This window comes from Streptosporangium sp. NPDC002607 (genome assembly GCF_053592655.1).
The window spans coordinates 156,432-174,814 of record NZ_JBSFWD010000005.1; the positions used below are offsets into that span (position 1 = coordinate 156,432).

The 18,383-nt window shown below is 72.0% G+C and carries 14 protein-coding genes; 5 read left to right on the plus strand and 9 right to left on the minus strand.

Translation table 11 applies throughout. From position 1 onward, the window contains the following. Positions 1–132 precede the first annotated feature (132 nt). Both ACWD3H_RS07950 and ACWD3H_RS07955 read left to right on the plus strand, forming a co-directional pair. Positions 133–1,959: a dynamin family protein gene (locus tag ACWD3H_RS07950; RefSeq protein ID WP_451954463.1), complete on the plus strand. Its 1,827-nt coding sequence runs from the start codon at positions 133–135 to the stop codon at positions 1,957–1,959. 65 nt (positions 1,960–2,024) lie between these two features. Then, positions 2,025–3,950: a dynamin family protein gene (locus tag ACWD3H_RS07955; RefSeq protein ID WP_355622799.1), complete on the plus strand. Its 1,926-nt coding sequence runs from the start codon at positions 2,025–2,027 to the stop codon at positions 3,948–3,950. A gap of 106 nt (positions 3,951–4,056) precedes the next feature. Here ACWD3H_RS07955 and ACWD3H_RS07960 read toward each other — a convergent pair whose 3' ends face one another. From ACWD3H_RS07960 to ACWD3H_RS07970, 3 genes are all read right to left on the minus strand, one after another. Next, a complete protein-coding gene (locus ACWD3H_RS07960; RefSeq protein WP_451954464.1) occupies positions 4,057–6,813 on the minus strand; it encodes an Hsp70 family protein in 2,757 nt (918 codons plus the stop codon). Positions 6,814–7,033: 220 nt separating this feature from the next. Further along, positions 7,034–7,978: a hypothetical protein gene (locus ACWD3H_RS07965; RefSeq protein WP_451954465.1), complete on the minus strand. Its 945-nt coding sequence runs from the start codon at positions 7,976–7,978 to the stop codon at positions 7,034–7,036. A gap of 39 nt (positions 7,979–8,017) precedes the next feature. After that, a complete protein-coding gene (locus ACWD3H_RS07970; protein WP_451954466.1) occupies positions 8,018–8,941 on the minus strand; it encodes a S66 peptidase family protein in 924 nt (307 codons plus the stop codon). A 30-nt stretch (positions 8,942–8,971) separates the two neighbouring features. Between ACWD3H_RS07970 and ACWD3H_RS07975 the strand changes: the two genes are divergently transcribed. Further along, the gene (locus tag ACWD3H_RS07975; protein WP_355553350.1) at positions 8,972–9,862 is read left to right on the plus strand and encodes a sulfotransferase family protein; all 891 of its coding nucleotides are present in this window, start codon (positions 8,972–8,974) and stop codon (positions 9,860–9,862) included. A 30-nt stretch (positions 9,863–9,892) separates the two neighbouring features. Here the strand turns inward: ACWD3H_RS07975 and ACWD3H_RS07980 are convergent, their stop codons facing one another. From ACWD3H_RS07980 to ACWD3H_RS08005, 6 genes are all read right to left on the minus strand, one after another. Beyond that, positions 9,893–10,225 (minus strand): transposase, encoded by a 333-nt coding sequence (locus ACWD3H_RS07980; protein ID WP_355553347.1) that lies wholly within the window; start codon positions 10,223–10,225, stop codon positions 9,893–9,895. A gap of 70 nt (positions 10,226–10,295) precedes the next feature. Then, positions 10,296–12,170 (minus strand): ABC transporter ATP-binding protein, encoded by a 1,875-nt coding sequence (locus ACWD3H_RS07985; RefSeq protein ID WP_451954467.1) that lies wholly within the window; start codon positions 12,168–12,170, stop codon positions 10,296–10,298. 220 nt (positions 12,171–12,390) lie between these two features. Further along, positions 12,391–13,194 carry an enoyl-CoA hydratase/isomerase family protein gene (locus ACWD3H_RS07990; RefSeq protein ID WP_355553341.1) on the minus strand — a complete coding sequence of 268 codons (804 nt, stop codon included), beginning with the start codon at positions 13,192–13,194 and terminating at the stop codon, positions 12,391–12,393. A gap of 135 nt (positions 13,195–13,329) precedes the next feature. Beyond that, on the minus strand, positions 13,330–13,545 hold the full coding sequence (locus ACWD3H_RS07995) for a helix-turn-helix domain-containing protein (protein WP_030904785.1): 216 nt from the start codon (positions 13,543–13,545) through the stop codon (positions 13,330–13,332). A gap of 114 nt (positions 13,546–13,659) precedes the next feature. Continuing rightward, entirely contained in the window at positions 13,660–15,258 is a 1,599-nt protein-coding gene (locus ACWD3H_RS08000; RefSeq protein ID WP_343972296.1) for an ABC-F family ATP-binding cassette domain-containing protein, read from the minus strand. A gap of 176 nt (positions 15,259–15,434) precedes the next feature. Further along, positions 15,435–16,091: an acVLRF1 family peptidyl-tRNA hydrolase gene (locus tag ACWD3H_RS08005; RefSeq protein WP_350919033.1), complete on the minus strand. Its 657-nt coding sequence runs from the start codon at positions 16,089–16,091 to the stop codon at positions 15,435–15,437. A 132-nt stretch (positions 16,092–16,223) separates the two neighbouring features. On the opposite strand from ACWD3H_RS08005, the gene ACWD3H_RS08010 reads away from it, so the two are divergent. Together ACWD3H_RS08010 and ACWD3H_RS08015 are read left to right on the plus strand one after the other, a co-directional pair. Beyond that, positions 16,224–17,324 carry an EAL domain-containing protein gene (locus ACWD3H_RS08010; RefSeq protein WP_451954468.1) on the plus strand — a complete coding sequence of 367 codons (1,101 nt, stop codon included), beginning with the start codon at positions 16,224–16,226 and terminating at the stop codon, positions 17,322–17,324. Positions 17,325–17,537: 213 nt separating this feature from the next. Next, the gene (locus ACWD3H_RS08015; protein ID WP_355553331.1) at positions 17,538–18,380 is read left to right on the plus strand and encodes a siderophore-interacting protein; all 843 of its coding nucleotides are present in this window, start codon (positions 17,538–17,540) and stop codon (positions 18,378–18,380) included. Positions 18,381–18,383 lie beyond the last annotated feature (3 nt).

An 18,383-nucleotide genomic window follows, 5' to 3' on the forward strand; every position in this document is an offset into this window, starting at 1 on the left:
GCCCCGCGAGAGCAGCGTGCCGCACCTCGCGACGGGCACCCGGTTCACCCCGGCCCTTCAGGCGGGCCCGCGGCCTCTCCCGGCCCGCGCGGCAGGCCGCGAGAACGCACCGGACGGCCAGGGCGGTGACGCGTGAGCACCGGACCCGCGGATCTGCTGCGCCACCTGTGCGACACCACCTCGGCCAGGCTTTCCGGCGCGGAGCTGCGCGAGCGGGTGGCGCAGGTGCGCGCCGGCCTCGACGCGCCGCTGCGGGTCGCCGTGGCGGGCGCGGTCAGCAGCGGCAAGTCGACGCTGGTGAACGCGCTGCTCGGACTGCCCGTCGCTCCGGTGGACGCCGGTGAGTGCACCTTTGTCGTCACCCAGTACGAGTACGGCGAGGACGACGGCCGCATCACGATCGAGCTCCTTGACGGCGGCGTGGCCCACTCCCGGCTGTTGCCCGGCCACCGGCTCCCCTCGGAGCTCGGCGTCGACGTGGCCCGGATCCGGCGCCTGCGGGTCTCCCTGGACCTGCCGTCGCTGCGCACCGTCACCATCATCGACACCCCCGGCATGAACACGGTGACGGCCGCCAACGAGCGGGCGGCCAGGAGCATGCTGTTCGGCTCCGGTGAGGAGGACGACCGCGCACAAGCGATGATCTACGTGCTGCGCTACGTCCAGAAATTCGACGACACCACCCTCGCGGAGTTTCGCGGGCTGACCGACGCCTGCGGAATGAGCTGCGTCAACACCCTCGCCGTGCTCGGCCAGGTCGACCGGCGCGGCGACGAGGGCGACCCGTGGCCGACCGCCAGGCGGCTGGCCGCCAAGGGGTACCAGGACCTGCGCACCTCCGTCTTCGACGTGGTCCCGGTGATCGGCCTGCTGGCCGAGACCGCGCGGGCCCTCCCGCTGGGCGGCGAGGAGGTGGCGGCCCTGGAGACACTGGCCGGGCTCGACGAGGACGACCTGGAGGACTACCTCCTGGACCTGGACGACTTCCGCTCCGCGCCCGAGATACCCGTGCCGGCCGAGGTGCGCCACCGGCTGGTGGAGCGGCTGCACCGCTACGGCATCACCAGCGCGGTCGAGGCGGTGCGCGCGGCCGGCACCGTCTCCCCCGAGGCGCTCACCTCCCACCTGCTGGAACGCTCCGGCTACTCCTCCGCCGGGCGGGCCGCGACCGGCTCCGTGGCCGCGGGCATCGCCCACTTCGCCCGCCGCGCCGACCAGCTGAAGGCACTCGACGCGCTGACCCGGCTCCGCGCACTCGCCAGGACGCCGGCGATGGGGGCCGACCGCGCCACCCTGGACGCGCTGGCGGCCCAGCTCGACGAGAACCGGCCGATCGCGACCTCCCTGGGCGGCCTGCGAATCTTCACCGCCGCCGAGGCGCTCGGCCGCGGAACGCTGGTCCTGAACGAGGAGATGACCGCCGAGCTGCTGCGCCTGGCCCGCCACGACGAGCCCGCCGAGCAGCTCGGCCTGCCCGCGGAGGCCTCCTCCGAGCAGATCGCCGCCGCCGCCACCGCGGCGTCGATGCGCTGGCGCACGCTCGCCATGATGAGCGAGGGACGTGCCGGCGGGCACCGGGCCAGGGACGTGCTGACCGTCCTGGAGGACCTCGTCTCGGCGGCGTTGGAGGAGCAGGCACCCCCCGGCGGCGGGGGCGGCGAGAAGCTCCCGCCGGTCCGCGTGGACCCCGCCGCGATCGAGACGCTGCGGGCCTCCCCCATGGTCCCGGCCGACGACCGGCGGGCGCTGGAGCTGCTGCTCTCCGGGGCCGAGCTGGCCACCCAGCTCGGGGCGCCACCCGGGACCCCGCGCGCCGAGATCGCCGGTTACGCCGCCGCCCTGAGCGCCCGGTTCCGCACCCTCACCCACCGGCCACTCCCCCTGCGGCAGCGGCGGGCGGCCGAGACCCTCTGCGAGGCGTACGAGACCATCTGGTCGCACCACGCGGACGGTTCCTGAGGCGGGACACCGCCGGAAGGCGGCACCGGCCCATCCCCATCCATCCCCGACAGGAGAAAAGGATCATGACGACCCCCGACCCGACCGGCCCCGTGGCCAGGCTGCTGCGCTACGCCAACGAGGTCCACGCGCTGGCCGGGCAGTGCGGCAGGCAGGACCTCGCGGAGGTGCTGGCCGCGTGCGCGGGCCGCTGGAAGGACGAGTGCACCGACATCGTGGTCGCCGGGGCACAGAAGCGCGGCAAGAGCCGGCTGCTCAACACGCTGGTGGGCCACCCCGACCTGCTCCCGGTCGACGCCGACGTCGCCACCAACTGCTTTCTGTCGCTGCGGCGCGGCCCCCGGCTGGCCGCCGTCGTCCACCGCAGCACCGACTCGGGGCCGCTGCAGACACCGATCACCATCGAGTCGATCCCCGACTACGCCTCGATGCGCGGTGACGCGGGCAAGCGCCGCGACGTGGTGAGCGTGGACATCACCCTCGACAACCCCCTGCTCGACGGGTTGCGGCTGCTCGACACCCCCGGCGTGGACAGCCTGACGGTGGGGCACCGGCAGGTGACCGTGGCCATGCTCCAGCGGGCCGACGCGCTGCTGTTCGCGCTCAGCGCGCAGGACCAGCCGGTGCTCAGGCACGAGCTGGAGTTCCTCGCGGAGGCCGCCGAACGGGTCCAGGCGATCGTGTTCGTGCTGACCAAGGTGGAGGATTCGACCAACTGGCGAAACCTTCAGGAGGAGAACAGGACCCGCCTGAGGACGTTCGTCACCGAGGCGATCGCCGCCGACCCCGCCAGGGCCGCGACGCTGGCCCCGCTCCTGGAGGCACCGTGGATCCCGGTGAGCGCCAAGCTCGCCGAGGCCGCCGAGGCCAAAAGGCGCGAGGGGCGCGAGGAACGGGCGAACACGCTGCGGGCGCGCAGCGGCATGGACGCGCTGGAGCGGCACCTGCGCGCCTTCGCCGAGGGCAGGGAGTCGGCGCGGGGCGCCACGGTGGTCGCCGCCGCCCTGTCGGTGCTGGGCTCGCTGGCGACCAGCGCCAAGGACGACGTCGCCGCGGGCTCCGACGACGACGGCGACGTCACCGCCCGGCTCGCCGAGGTGGACGCCGACCTGGCGGGCCTGGCCGAGCTGTCCGCGCGGCGCAGGGCGGGCATGGTGGCCAACACCTTCATCGGACGCGAGGTGGGGGGCATCGTGGGCGCGCGGGTGGCCGAGATCCGCCAGCCGTACGAGAACACGATCGCCACGCTGAAGAAGCAGGCCCAGATCGACCAGTACATGGCGGAGCTACCGGTGAGCGTCCAGCGTTCCCTGGAGGCCGCCTGGTCGCAGATCGTCTACGACGTGGAGAAGCTGGCCAGGACCACGCTGGACGCCTTCGCCCGCGATCTCGGCCTCGACCCGATCGAGCTGACCGCCGACAGGCAGGCGATGCCCAACCTGTCGCAGGTCCAGGTCAGGGGCGACATGGCCGCCGAGGCCCCGGAAAGCGTGGACCTCATCCGGGACGTGCTGCCCTCGGCCTCGATCGGACTGTCCCTGGGCGGCTTCGCCACGGCCCTGCTCGGCCCGGTGGGCTTCATCCTGGTCGCCCCGGCCATCGGCGCGGCCATCTTCATGGGGCGGCGCTCGATGGAGAAGGTGCAGCGCAGCCAGGCGGCGATCAGAGGGGCGCTGCGCGACCAGTTCGCCGTGGTCACCAGGGAGATGACACTCGACCTGGAGCGGATGGTGGCCACCTGGCGGGTGAGCGTCGAGCAGGCCGCCGACGACACCCTGGCCCGGCGGCGCAGGGAGCTGGAGACCAGACGCGCCGAACTGAAGTCCGCCTCCGCCCGCTCGGCCGCCGACCGCCTCAAGGCCCGCAAGTCGGGCCAGGACCGGATCGCCGCGATCGGCACCCTCACCACGCGCGGCCACGAACTCCGCAAGGAACTGGCCGGCGCGGTGGCCGCCCTGGGCACCGAGCAGCCGGTCCCCGCGGGAACCTGACCGGGCGGCCGCCCCCTGCGGCAGCGCCGGTCACCCGAGTCCGGCACCCTCATGGCCGGAACGACGGCCGTTCTCGTCCCTGGCCGAGGCCAGGGACGAGAACGGGTCAGAGCGGCAGGTGCACCAGGGTCGCGGGCCGGTCGCGGGTGGCGCCGGTGGCGTCGTCGGGGCGGTGCAGGCAGAGCAGGCCCGTGGCGACCCGGACGACCGGCTCGAACATCCCCGGCGTGCGATGCACCTCCCGCGCTCCGCCCGGGGTGATGTGCAGCAGCCTGCTGCGGCCCGCGTCCTGCATGGTCATCCACATCGAGTCACCGTCGGCGACCAGCCTCGGCCGCTCCCAGCGGTGGCGGGAGGTGAGGTGGCCGGCCAGGGTCGCCGACTGCTTGCCCATCAGGAACTCCAGCGTCTGGGAACGCTGGTCGAAGATCCCGACCGACCAGCCCCTGACGGGGCTCACCTGGTCGGTGCCGACCGCGTAGATCTCGTTGCCCGCGGAGAACCAGCGCAGCGCGCCGCCCCGGGGACGCGGCATGACCAGCCTGGTCCTGCCGTCCGCGGTGTCGGCCTCCAGCCCCGCCGAGCCGGAGGTGAACCACCTGCCCCGGTGCAGGACCACCTGGTGCAGCCAGCCGCGCCCCGGCTCGCGCACCGTCGGGCGCACCACGCCGCCGGGGTCGACCAGGCACAGCACCTGCCATGGCCGAAAGTCCTGGTGCCGGTTCTGGAACATCGGCTTGTTGCTGCTGAACTGCCCGAGCACCACGGTGCAGCCCGGCGCGCCCACCGAGGAGGACGGCTCGGTGCCGCTGGGCGCCTCCTGGTCGAGCAGCCGGCGCAGCCTGTTGTCCTCGTTCAGGAACCACTGGGCGTAGGGGCCCAGCTCGCGTGGCTGGGGGGCCTGGAAGGCGAAGCCGCTGCCCAGGTCGAGCTCGATCATGGCCAGCTGGCCGGTCTCCCCCCAGGGCAGGCCCATCGAGGTGTCGACACCGACGACCTGGCGGGAGTGGAAGAAGACCCACGCCGTACGGCCGTGGGCGATCACGGTGGGGTTGCCCCACATCTGCAGCGGGTGGGTGGCGCGGATGGCGAGGTCGCGGGTGAGGGCGCGGACCAGCACCTGCGCGGGCCCGACCTGCTCCACCGCCACGACGCCCTCGCTGGAGGCGGCCCACTCCACGAGCCTGCCGAAGCCGAGCTCCCGGTCGTACCGGCCCTCGATCCCGTCGAGTCTGCGCAGCAGGTGGCCGTGCTCGAAGGCCTGGTGGACGAAGACCTGGCCCGCCTCGATACGCGCCTCCAGCACGCCGTCCATCACCTTCTCGATCCCCTGGACGCTGGGCCCGTCCCCGCCCGCCGCGCCCCCTCGGCCCGCGGGCCGGCCGCCGAGCTCCCGGTGCCCTCCGGTGGCGCCGTCGCCGGGACCGGTGAGCACCCGGTGGCCGCCGGTGGCACCGCCCTCGGGACCGGTGAAGGCCCGGTGTCCACCGGTGGGAACGGCCACCGGCGCACCGGGCACACTGGGCGTGTGGTGGCCCACCGCCGGTCCGGCCGCCACCGGGCCCGGAGGATTCGCCACCGGGCCGGTGAAGGCCCGCTGCCCCGTACCGGCGACGCCGGGAGCGCCGGGAGCGCTGGGAGCGCTGGGAGCACTGGGGGCCTGTCCCGTGCCGGAAACACCCGCCGCACCGGCGGACACCCGGTGGCCGCCGGTGGGGGTGCGGCCCGCACCGGGCTCGTGGTGCTCGACCTTGAGCTTCCAGGCCAGCTGCGCGGCGCCGTAGGCGACCACGATCTTCGGGTCGTCGTAGGTCCGCACCCGGTCGCCGAAGCGCTCGCGTACCGCCTTCTGGACCAGCGGCATCCGGCTGGGGCCGCCGGTCATGAACACCGCGGCCAGTTCGCCGGGCTCGACCCCCGCGCCGCGGATCGTCTCGTCCAGGATGTCGACCGTCCTGACGATCTCCTCGCCGATGAGATCCTCCAGGTCGGCCCTGGTGATGTGCACGTCCTCGTTGATGCCGACCACGTAGTGCGAGGAGGTGTCGAACTTCGACAGCGTCTCCTTGGCCTCCCTGGCCATCTTGAGCAGGTCCGCGGCGTAGCTGACGTAGCGGCGCTCGGGGTTGGTGGTCACCTGCTGCCACCAGTCGGCGTCGAGCCCCTCGATCTGGGCTCCGAGGAACGCGAAGACCTGTTCGTCGAACCCCTCGCCGCCGATCTCGTCGCTGCCGCCCGGCTCGCCGACGACCGCGAAGTCACCGCCGTCCACGGTGAGCACCGCGGCGTCGAACGTACCGCCGCCGAGGTCGTAGACGGCCAGCCGCGACCCGCCGTCCGCCCGCCCGGCGGAGGCGAAGTAGCGGGCCGAGGCGACGGGCTCGTCGATGAGCACGATCCGCACGCCGCTGACGACCTTCCTGGCCGCCGCCAGCAGCACCGCCTTACGGTCGGCGTCCCAGGCCACCGGGTGGGTCAGCGCGATGCAGTCGGGATCGGCGCCGTCGAAGCGCCGCCGTCCCTCGCTGACGAACAGCTCCAGTAGCGCCGCCATGGTGTCGGCCACGTCCACCGGGACACCGCCGAGCAGCATCCGGCCCCGGCCGACGTAGCGCTTGGGGTTACGCTCGACCCGCTCGGGGCTGATCGCGATGCCCCGCTGGGCGATCCTGCCCGCCACGAGCGTCCCCCGCTCGTCCAGCATGACGGCGGAGGGGATGCGCCGCTCTCCCTCGACCTCCAGGACGTCGAAGCGCCCTTCGGCCGCTATCACCCCGGCGGAGAAACTCGTCCCCAGATCGACACCGAGGCACCACTGCGCCATGTCCCACTCCTCGTAGATCCAGACCTCATCATGCCCCATCTCGCGACCACGGCCAGGGCGCGGGCGGGGGCGCCGGCCGATCCTGGAAGGGGAGCGGCGGCCACCGAGGTGGGCGTGGAGGGGCGGGACACATCCTCTCGCGTCCGCGGTCGCCATGGCGAACGGTCGGCGGTCGACATCGTCCCCGTACCGGAAGAAGGTGGGGGGCTCCCGGTGCCGAGGTGTGCTCACGCCACCTCGGCTTCGGGTGGCCGGCGGATCAGCCGGCGCCGGACTCGCCGTCGGAGTGGCTCTCCGGGCGGGCGGCCATCGCCGCCAGGACGCGCGCGAAGTCCGGCGGGGGCGCGACCACCAGCCGGGTCTGTCCGTCCTGGCTGACCAGGTCGGCCCTGATCAGGGAGAGGCGGTCACCGTGCCACCAGTAGACCTGCGGGCTGAGCGCCTCGGCACGCAGATCGAACTCCCGCTGGGCGAACAGCCGGAGCCGCTCGATCGCGCGGACCACGCCGATGCCCTCGACCGGATGGACGATCAGCGTCGCCGGGTCGGGCAGCGCGACGAGGACCCCGTCGGAGGGGACGGGCAGGTAGTCGCCCAGCCTGCGCAGGTGGGCGGCGGCGCCGGCGGTGGGTCCGGTCAGCCTGCGGACCGCCACGCCACCGAGGTCGCCCTCCGTGACCGAGAGCCGCTCGTCCTGGCGGGCGTTCTCCAGGGCCACATCGAGCGCCTGGGCGGCGGTGATCGGCCAGCAGCCGACCTCCTCGGGGCGGACCGGGCGACCGGCGGGGCCGTAGCCGATGGTGAGCACCTCGACCAGGTCGGCGGTGAGGTGACGGCCGACCACGCGGGCCGAGTCGAGGTCGTCGTCGAGCTGGATGCGGGTCCGCAGCATCGGGCGCACCTGCTCCAGGTCGCAGGCGTCGAGCGGCTCGTCCGCCGTGGCCAGGACGTGGGCCAGGTGCTCGGAGACGAGCACCGGCCAGTCCTCGCGGGAGCGCCTCAGCGCCTCGGCGCGCAGCCCCGCCAGTCGCACCACGACCCGGCGCGGGCCGGTGAGCGTCAGGGCGGCGCCGCCGGGGTCGAAGGCGCAGGCATAACCGAGACTGTCCGCGACCAGGGCGAGCAAGGAGTCGAGATCGACCTCTTCGATCGGGCGCGGTAGCGCCTCGGTTCGCCGGTCACGGTGCCGCCGGAACAGTCTCACGCGTGCGCCCCCTCTGCCGGTTTCCTCCTAGGTTCGCACCTAGAGTGCCTTGTCGACGCCCCCTGTTGAGTAGGTCAGAGAGCACGATTTTGCATCAATAGCACCAAGTGCCCCAAGCAATACTGAAAATTGTGGCGCTCCATGCCCTACCGGCAGCCCCGCGATGACGGGTACCCCGAGCGGCGCGAGCAACTCCTCCAGCACCGGGTAGGGGTCACCGCAGTCGACCCAGGAGCCCAGGACGAACCCGGCCGCTCCGTCGAGCGTCCCCGCCTGCAGCAGCTGGGTGAGCATCCTGTCGATCCGGTACGGCGCCTCGTCGACGTCCTCGAGCAGGACGATCCGCCCCCGGGCCGACAGCGCGTACGGCGTGCCGCAGAGTGCGGCCAGCAGGCTGAGGTTACCGCCGGTGACCGGTGCCGTGACCGCACCGGGAACGATCACCCGGTCACCGGTGATCGGCGGCGGCGTCCCGGCGAGGGCGGCCGTGAAGTTCTCGAAGGTGCGCGGCTCGGGCCCTTCCGGGTCGCTGATCGTGGAACAGGCCGACATCGGCCCGAACCAGGAGGCGACGCCCAGCTCCACGGCGAACGCGCTGTGCAGCGCGGTGACGTCGCTGGAGCCGACGAGCGCCTTGGGATCGGCGGCCCGCATCGCCTCCCAGTCCAGCAGGCCGAGGAGCCGGGTGGCACCGTAGCCGCCGCGGGCGCAGAACACCGCGCTCACCGCAGGGTCGCACCAGGCGTCCTGCAGGTCGCGGGCGCGATCGGCGTCGGAGCCCGCCAGGTAGCGGTCCCTGTCGAGGACGTGGGCCCCGATGACGACCTTCAGGCCGAGCCCCTCCAGGACGCGGACGCCACGCGCCAGCCTTCCGAAATCGGGAGGTCCCGACGGGGCGACCACCGCCACGGTGTCACCCGGGCATGGCGAGGGCGGGACCGGTATGCCGGCCGGTTCGTTCACTCCCCAAACGGTGCCACACTGGGCTTTCATATGCGACCTCCGCCTCACATCCTGGTGGTCAACGGCATCAAGGTCCGCCACCCGGTGTTCGTGCTCGCCGCCCCGCACTCTGGCGCGGACCTGCTGGCCCGTGCCCTGAAACGCTCCCCCGGGTTCCACGTCACCATGGGACGTGCGGCGGTGGCACACGTCGTCTACGCCTTCGCCCGGCGCCCCTCGATCGCGGGGCGGGGCATGGGCGCGACCCGCGTGCTCCGCGACGCCATGGCCGAGTCCTGGCAGATCGTCCCCGGCGCCTGCGAGGAGTGCCCGGCCCCGTGCCGGGAAGCGGGCGGCGTGACCGGAGCGGGCCCCTGCGTGGCCTCGGGTTCGGTGGCCCGCTTCGGCGACGCCAGCCCCGACCTGCTCTACAGCGCCTCGGTGCTGTTGCAGGCCTTTCCGGACGCCCGTTTCGTCCAGTTGATCAGGGACGGCCGGGACGTGGCCGCCGACATGCTGGCCGACCCCGCCTCCCTGACCTGGTTCAAGCCGGCCATGCTGAGCGACGAGACGGAGTTCCCCAACCCCTTCCTCGGCGTCAGCTCCGGCGAGCACCGCGAACGCTGGAAGGCGATGCCCACGGCGGGAAAGTGCGCGCTGCGCTGGCGCAGCGCGGTCCGGCTCGCGGCCTCGCTCCACCAGGAGCTGCCCCGCGAGCAGTTGCTGACCCTGCGCTACGAGGACCTGGTCTCCTCCCCGGCCGAGGCCATGGGCGAGCTCTCCCGCTTTCTGGAGACGCGGGTCCCCAAGATCGCCCTGCTGGGCCGGAACATGCCGAAGGTCGGCGTCTGGCGCACCCGCCTGCGCGGCCAGGACGCCGAACTGGTGGCCAAGGTCGCCCGCGAGGAGCTCACCCGCCTGGGCTACGTCCCCTCATCCTGACGCCGGCCCGCGTTCCCCTCCGTCAACCGGTCACCAGTTGGCGACCACGAACATCGCACCTGGACGGATGTCCCCGGGCGGGGCCGGCCGCCGGGCGGGAGCGCTCGGCAGCGCGTCCAGGATCGCCTCCCAGGTGCCGTCCCGGCACCAGCGGCGATGCCGGTTGTAGACCGTCTTCCACTTGCCGTAGGCCTCGGGCAGCTTCCGCCAGGGGCAGCCGGTCCTGGTCCGGAAGAACACTCCGTCGATGATCGTGCGGTGATCGGCCCACCGGTTCCCCTGCCTGGCGTGATCGGGCAGTAACGGCGCCAGCCGTGTCCACTCGTCGTCGGTCAGGTCATCACGTCTAAGCCGGTCTTCCACGCCCCCATGATCTACACCATCCGCGCTGGAAGAGCCACTCGAAGGCGCGCCGCCGGCACCGTGGACGCGGTCAGGACGCCTGACTGAACTGAGTCCGGTAGAGCTCGGCGTAGACCGCCCCCCTGCTCAGCAGTTCCTCGTGCCGGCCCCGCTCGACGATACGGCCGTCCTGGACCACCAGGATCTGGTCGGCCTCGCGGATCGTGGACAGCCGGTGGGCGATGACCAGCGAGGTGCGCCCGGCCAGCGCGACCTTCAGCGCCTGCTGGACGGCGGCCTCGGACTCGGAGTCCAGATGCGCGGTGGCCTCGTCGAGGACGACCACCCGGGGCGCCTTGAGCAGCAACCTCGCCAGGGCCAGCCGCTGCTTCTCGCCACCGGACAGCCGGTGCCCCCGGTCGCCCACCACGGTCTCCAGCCCCTCGGGCAGGTCCAGCACCAACTCGGCGATCTGGGCGGCCCGCAGCGCCTCCCAGATCTCCTCCTCACTCGCCTCGGGCCTGGCGTAGCGGAGGTTGGCCCCGATGGTGTCGTGGAACAGGTGGGCGTCCTGCATGACGACCCCCACGCTGTCGCGCAGCGAGGCCAGGGTGGCGTCTCGCACGTCCAGGCCGTTGATCCGTACCGCGCCCTCGCTGACGTCGTAGAGGCGCGAGACTAGGCCCGTGATGGTGGTCTTCCCCGCTCCCGAGGGGCCGACCAGGGCGACCATCTGGCCGGGACGGGCGGTGAAGGTGACGCCGCGCAGCACCTCGTGGCCCGGCCCGGTGTCGGGGCGGGCCACCGCCTCCAGCGAGGCCAGCGACACCTCCGAGGCCGTGGGGTACCTGAACCGGACGTCGTCGAACTCCACGGAGACCGGCCCCTCGGGAAGGGGCCTGGCGTCGGGCCGCTCGGCGACCATGGGCCGCAGGTCGAGCACCTCGAAGACCCTGTCGAAACTGACCAGCGCGGTCATCACGTCCACGTGCACGTTCGACAGGCTCGTCAGCGGGCCGTACAGGCGCATCAGGAGGGCGGCGAGGGCCACCAGGGTGCCGAGCTCGAAGACGCCGGAGACGGCCAGCAGGCCCCCCAGACCGTACACCAGGGCGGTGGCCAGCGCCGCCACCAGGCCGAGCGCGACCCGGAAGACCGTCCCGTACATGCCCACGGTGACGCCGACGTCGCGCACCCGCCCCGCCTTGCCGCCGAAGGCGGCCGCCTCGTCGGCCGGGCGGCCGTACAGCTTGGCGACCATCGCGCCGGCGACGTTGAACCGCTCGGTCATCATGGAGCTCATCTCGGCGTCGAGCTCCATCTGCTCACGGGTGAGCCCGGACATCTTCCTGCCGACCCACTTGGCGGGGAGGACGAAGATCGGCAGCAGCACGAGGGCGACGAGGGTGATCTGCCACGAGAGCACCAGCATGGCGCCGAGAACCAGCACCAGCATGACCACGTTGGCCACGACCGACGACAGCGTGCTGGTCAGGGCACGCTGGGCTCCGATGACGTCGGTGTTGAGCCGGGAGACCAGGGCGCCGGTCTGGGTGCGGGTGAAGAAGGCCACGGGCATGCGCTGGACGTGGTCGAAGACCTCGGTGCGCAGGTTGTAGATGAGACCCTCGCCGATCCGCGCGGAGAACCAGCGCTGGGCCAGGGTGAGCACCGCGTCCGCGACCGCCAGGCCCGCGATGACCAGCGCGAGGGCGATCACCACCCCCTGGCGCCTGGCGACGATGCCGTCGTCGATGATCGCCTTCATCAGCAGCGGGTTGGCGATCACGATGACCGAGCCGACCACGACCAGCGCGAGGAAGGCGGCGATATGCCGCGAGAAGGGCCTGGCGTAGCGAGCGATGCGCCGGACCGTGCCCGGCGTCAGACGCTCCTTGGTCACCGAGCTGTCCCGCCGGAGCGAACGCATCATCTGGGGGCCGAAGCCCCCACCCATCATCGCCATCTGGCCTCCTCTCCCGATGCGAGCACCGGGAGAGGCGCGCTCATTCCCTCGTCAGCTTGAGGCGAACACCGGTGGCTCGTCCGGGAGAAGGGCGGCTTCTCGCCTCCCCTGCCGAGACGGGCCCCGGCCGTTTCGCAGCCGGGAGCCGTGGCGGGGGGGCGATTCACCTGCCCGGCGGTCTCCTCGCCGAACATGACGGACCGTTTGAAAGCTCGATGACCTACCCGAAAACCGCCTTGATACGCGCCTCCTGTTCGCGCGCCTCGGCCGCGGCCTGCTCCTCCAGCGTGCGCCCCGAAGCACCCTGAAGCAGCCGCTTGGTCGCCGTCGCGGCGTCACGGTTGGTCGCCAGCAGCGCGGCGGTCAGGTCGCGCACGGCCTCCGTCAACTCCCCCGGTGCGACGACCAGTTCGGCCAGGCCGATCCTGGCCGCCTCCTGCGCCCCCACGACGCGGGCGGTCAGGCAGATCTCGATGGCCCGGGACAGGCCCACCAGATCGACCAGCGGCTTGGTGCCGGTCAGGTCGGGAACCAGCCCGAGAGCCGGCTCCTTCATGCACAGTTCGGCGTCGTCCGCCAGGACCCGCAGGTCGCAGGCGAGCGCCAGCTGGAACCCCGCACCGACCGCGTGGCCCTGCACGGCCGCCACGGAGACGATGTCGGGACGTCTCAGCCAGAGAAAACCCCGCTGGGCCGCCGCCACCCGGTCGACGAAAGCCGTCTCGTCGAGTGTCGCCAGGGACGTGAACGCCCCCTGCCCTGGCACCCCCTCCGGGGTGAACATCCTCAGATCGATCCCCGCCGAGAAGGACGGCCCCTCACCTCTGATCACGACGACCCTCACCTGCTGCGGCAGGTTGTCACCGATATGAGCCAGAGCCGACCAAGTAGCGAACGTCTGAGCGTTCCGCTTCTCCGGACGGTCCAGCGTGATCGTCGCGATCTCGCCGTCCACCTCGTAGCGCAGACCGACCTCCTTCAGAGAGATCTCCTCCGCACTCCCCCCGAACGCCACTTCCACCATCGCCCGTTCTCCCACCTTCCGTTTCCGCCTCGCCCGAGCCTATCGACTCTCCAGAATGAGGTTCTATAGGCTCGGGCGGGAACGGCTTCGGCGTGTGGGGGACGAGCGGCTGCGGTCGCGCGTTCCGAGGCGGAGTCAGCGCTTGGACTTGCCTCGGGTGGCGCCACCGCGCCCGCGCAGAGTCACACCGGACTCGCTCAGGATGCGGTGGATGAACCCGTACGACCTGCCGGTCGAAGCGGCCAGAGCGCGGATGCTTTCACCCGCGCTGTAGCGCTTCTTGAGATCGGAGGCCAGTTTTTCACGGTCGGCCCCGGTAACCCGGGTGCCCTTCTTGAGAGTCTCGGCCACGAGTACCTCCTGTAGTGCCAGACTTCCGCAGCGTTACACACGCCATGATCAGTCATTTCAGCGAGATCGGCTACCTACTCCACGGGAAAAGATCCGTACCCGCTCAAATTAAGATCAGGCAAGTGCCACAAGATCGGAAAATTCGTCGCTCCATGCGTCTTCAACTCCGTCAGGTAGCAAGATCACCCTATCGGGTCGTAGAGCCTCTACCGCACCCTCATCATGCGTGACGAGCACAATCGCCCCAGAATAGGACTTTAGCGCCGAAAGAACCTGTTCCCGGCTGGCCGGATCGAGGTTGTTCGTGGGCTCGTCGAGGAGGAGGACATTGGCCGCCGACAGCACCAGCGTGGCCAGCGCCAGCCGCGTCTTCTCCCCGCCCGACAGCACCCCCGCGGGCTTGTCCACGTCGTCGCCGGTGAACAGGAACGAGCCCAGAACCTTGCGCAACTCCACGTCGGGGAGCTCTCCCCCGGCCGAGCGCATGTTCTCCAGCACGCTACGGCCGGGGTCGATCGTCTCGTGCTCCTGCGCGTAGTAGCCCAGCTTGAGCCCGTGGCCGGCCTTGACCGCCCCGGTGTCGGGCTCCTCGACACCCCCCAGAATGCGCAGCAGGGTGGTCTTCCCCGCGCCGTTCAGACCCAGGATCACGACCCTGCTGCCCCTGTCCACGGCGGCGTCGACGTCCGTGAAGACCTCCAGGGAGCCGTACGACTTCGACAGCCCCTCCGCCATGATCGGGGTACGCCCGCACGGAGCCGGCTGGGGGAAGCGCAGCTTGGCGACCTTGTCGCCGCGCCGCTCCACCTCCAGGCCGGAGAGCAGGCGCTCGGCACGGCGCTGCATGTCCTGCGCGGCCTTGGCCTTGGTGGCCTTGGCACGCATCTTGTCGGCCTGCGACATCAGGGCGGAGGCCTGCTTCTCGGCGTTGGCGCGCTCGCGCCTCCTGCGCTTCTCGTCGGTCTCCCGCTGGGCCAGATAGGCCTTCCAGCCGACGTTGTAGGTGTCGATCACCGCACGGTTGGCGTCGAGGTGCAGGACGCGGTTTACCGTCGCTTCAAGAAGCCCCACGTCGTGGCTAATAATGATCAAGCCGCCCTGGTGAGATCGTAAAAAATCACGAAGCCACCCGATTGAGTCAGCATCTAGGTGGTTTGTCGGCTCGTCAAGAAGGAGAGTCTCTGCCCCGCTGAAGAGAATTCGAGCCAGCTCCACCCGCCTGCGCTGCCCGCCGGAGAGCGTCTCCAGCGGCTGGCCGAGCACCCGGTCCGGCAGCCCCAGGCTGGAGGCGATGGAGGCGGCCTCCGACTCGGCGGCGTACCCGCCCAGCACGTGCAGCCGGTCCTCCAGGCGCCCGTAGGCGCGCACGGCGCGGTCTCTGGTGCGATCGTCCGCCGAGGACATGCCCAGCTCGGCCTCGCGCAGCTCACGCAGCACCTCGTCGAGCCCGCGAGCCGACAGGATACGGTCGCGGGCGAGCACGTGCAGGTCACCGGTGCGCGGGTCCTGCGGCAGGTAACCCACCTCCCCGCTGATGGAGACCGTGCCCGAGGCCGCCGCTCCCTCTCCCGCGAGCACCCGGGTCAGCGTGGTCTTCCCGGCCCCGTTGCGGCCGACGAGCCCGATCTTGTCGCCGGGGTTCACCCGGAACGACGCGCCCTCGATGAGCAGGCGGGCCCCGGCCCGCAGTTCGATGTCAGAAGCTACGATCATGGTTGGAGAACACTCCCAGCAGGAAATACACAGGCTCACTTCACTGTGGCCGAACCCGCCGCGCCCTGTGTCTCCCGGCTCTCGGCTCGGCCGTCTCGCCTTCATCGGGACGACGGTCAATCGGGAGTGCGCATACCGATCAGTGTACGGCGCGGCAAGGGCCCGGCTCTCCTCGATTAGGTGGGATCGCTCACCCTGATGCGGACCGCGCGGAACTGGGCGGGGGTGTCCCGCAGGACCACCAGCCTCGGATCGGGAACCGTCAGGAAGGGCTCGGCCTCCAGCGCGAAGACCGGGGCGAGCCTGCGGTCCGAGCGCAATGCGTCGACCGCGCGCCGGTCTCCACCGAGCACGACCGCCTCCAGCTCGTCCACCCGCGGCCCCAGGACGCGCAGCGCCACCTCGGCCGCCGCCTCGTGCGCCTGGTCCACCTGCTTCTCCCTGCGCCGGGCGAAGCGCCGCTGTGACCAGCCGCCCGCCGCGCTGCGCCCGTGCACCGGCCGCGAGCCGACCTTGGAGGAGAGCAGTTCCTCTCCCTGGAAGATCCCCGCCGCGTGTCCCCCCAGCCGCACCAGCAGCACCCCGACCCTGCGCTCGGTGCGCACGTGGGTGACCAGACGCGCCAGCGGACCGCCCCCGGCCTGGACGAGCGGCGGAAACGGCACCTGGCACTCGGCGACCGCGCCGTCCGCGCCGTCGAGGCGTACGGCGGAGGCCGAGGCCGTCACCCGCGGCGGCCCGTGCCTGTCGACGAAACCGTCGATCCAGCGGTTCAGGCGGTCGGGCGCCACCGAGACCCAGCGGCCTCCCCCCTTGGCCGGTCGCGACGTCATGAAACGCGACACTACCGGCTGACCTCGCGGAACACACGATCACGCTGGACAAATCCAACGAATAGCGAAATGTCAGTGAACATCGCCGCACGTTGCTTCTATGGCGCCAAAGGAACCCCCATCCTTTTGAACGTGACGACCAGAGCGCACGTCAACCCGCAGGACCCCACAGCGGCCCCCGCGGGCCTCACGCCTGTCGTCGACCTCGACACCGGAGGCGTCATCGCGCTCCAGGCGGGAGGCGCGGGCCGGGGGAACATCTCCACCACGATCCAGACCGTGCACGACGCCGCCGCCGGCGAGACCCTGCTGCCACTGGTGCTGACCCTGCCGACGGCCGCGGTGATCGGCGGCACGGCCGCGCTCGCGCCGCTCCACGAGGCCCTCCGCGCGTCCGGGCGGCGTCCCCGCGAGGTGATCCTCACCGTGCGGGGTGACTTCGCCCAGTTCGAGCGCCGCTCCCTGATCGTCGGCCTGGACGGCCTGCGCGCCATCGGCTACCTCATCGCGGTGGGCGACCTGGGCACCGGGCACATCCCGCTGGACCTTCTCGCCGACGCGGCGCCGTACCTGGCGGTGATCTCCCCGGACCTGATCGCCCAGGTGCCCCGCGACCCGCGCCGCACCGCCATCGGCGAGGGTCTGGCCCGGCTCGCCCGGGAAGCCGGCGCGCACGTGCTGGCCCCCGGCGTGCGCGACGAGGCACAGCTCTCCGCGCTCCGCGGCTGGGGGGTCCGGCTCGCGCAGGGCCCGCTGCTGGCCCCCGGCCCGTCCGGCCGGGTGCACGTACCACTCCCGGTCGTCGAACAGGAGCCGTCCCGCTTCACGCTCGGTCCACGCGTCCAGGAGCTCCTGCTGCCCGCGGTGACCCTCCCCTACGAGGCCACCGCCGAAGCCGCGATCAACGCCTTCGGCGGCGAGCCGTCCATCACCAGCGTGGTCCTCGTCGACGAGTACCAGCGCCCCAAGGGCAGCCTCGACCGCAGCCGCTTCCTGCTGTCGATCTCCGGCCGGTTCGGCCACGCCCTGCACGGCAAAAAGCCCGCCGGACGGCTGGCCGACCCCGCCCGCGCGGTCCCCAGGACGACCACCGCCATCGCGGCCATGCAGGTCGCGGGCCGCGACGCCGAGCGCGTCTACGACGACCTGGTGGTCACCGACGAGGTCGGCCGCTGCATGGGCATCGTGCGGGTCTCCGACCTGATCCGCCAGGTCGCGTCCATGCGGCACTGAGGCACGGACACCCGAGGCCGGAGGGTCTCCGTACCGGCGCCATCGCCTTTACAGTGTAGATTCATAACGGCGGCCACCGGCTCCGCGACGGCGGGCCACGGGATCATCGCCGCCCCCGGAACGGGCAGACCGGGTGGCGGCCTCCTTCACTCCGCTTCGGTGACGTATGGTACGAGTTAGGTTCACCTAACTTTGACTCCCCCGGAGTGGCATATGGCAGACGAGAAAGCCGCACGCAAGGTGACGAGCGGCCGGGTCCAGCGGGTCGAGCGGCTCACCCCGCACATGATCCGGGTGGTGCTCGGCGGCCCGGAGCTCGCCGGTTTCCGCGCGGACGAGTACACGGACCACTACGTGAAGCTGCTGTTCGCCCCGGCGGGGGTGAGCTACCCGCAGCCGTTCGACTTGGAGGCGATCCGCCGCGACCTGCCCCGCGAGCAGTGGCCCACCACCCGCACCTACACCGTCCGCCGCTGGGACGCCGACGCGGGCGAGCTGACGATCGACTTCGTCCACCACGGCGACAGCGGCCTCGCCGGGCCGTGGGCCGACCGGGTCCAGCCGGGTGAGGAGATCTGTTTCTTCGGCCCGGGCGGGGCCTACGCCCCCGACCCGGAGGCCGGCTGGCACCTGTTCGCGGGGGACGAGAGCGCGCTGCCGGCCATCGCCGCCTCCCTGGAACGCCTCCCCGCCGGGGCGCGGGCCTGGGCCTTCATCGAGGTCGAGGACGCCGGGGAGGAGCAGCGACTCGACTCACCGGGCGACGTGAAGATCGTCTGGCTGCACCGCACGGGTGGCCCGTTCGGTGAGCGGCTCGTCCAAGCGGTCCGCGAGCTGGACTTCCCCGACGACGCCGTGCACGCCTTCGTCCACGGCGAGGCGGGCTTCGTCCGCGAGCTCAGGCGCCACCTGCGCGCCGAGCGCGGCATCCCGCTGTCTCAGCTGTCCATCTCGGGCTACTGGCGCCTGGGCCGCGACGACGAGGCCTGGCGCTCCACCAAGCGCGAGTGGAACGAGCAGATCGAGGCCGAGGAGGCCGCGGCGCTCTCCTCGTGAACC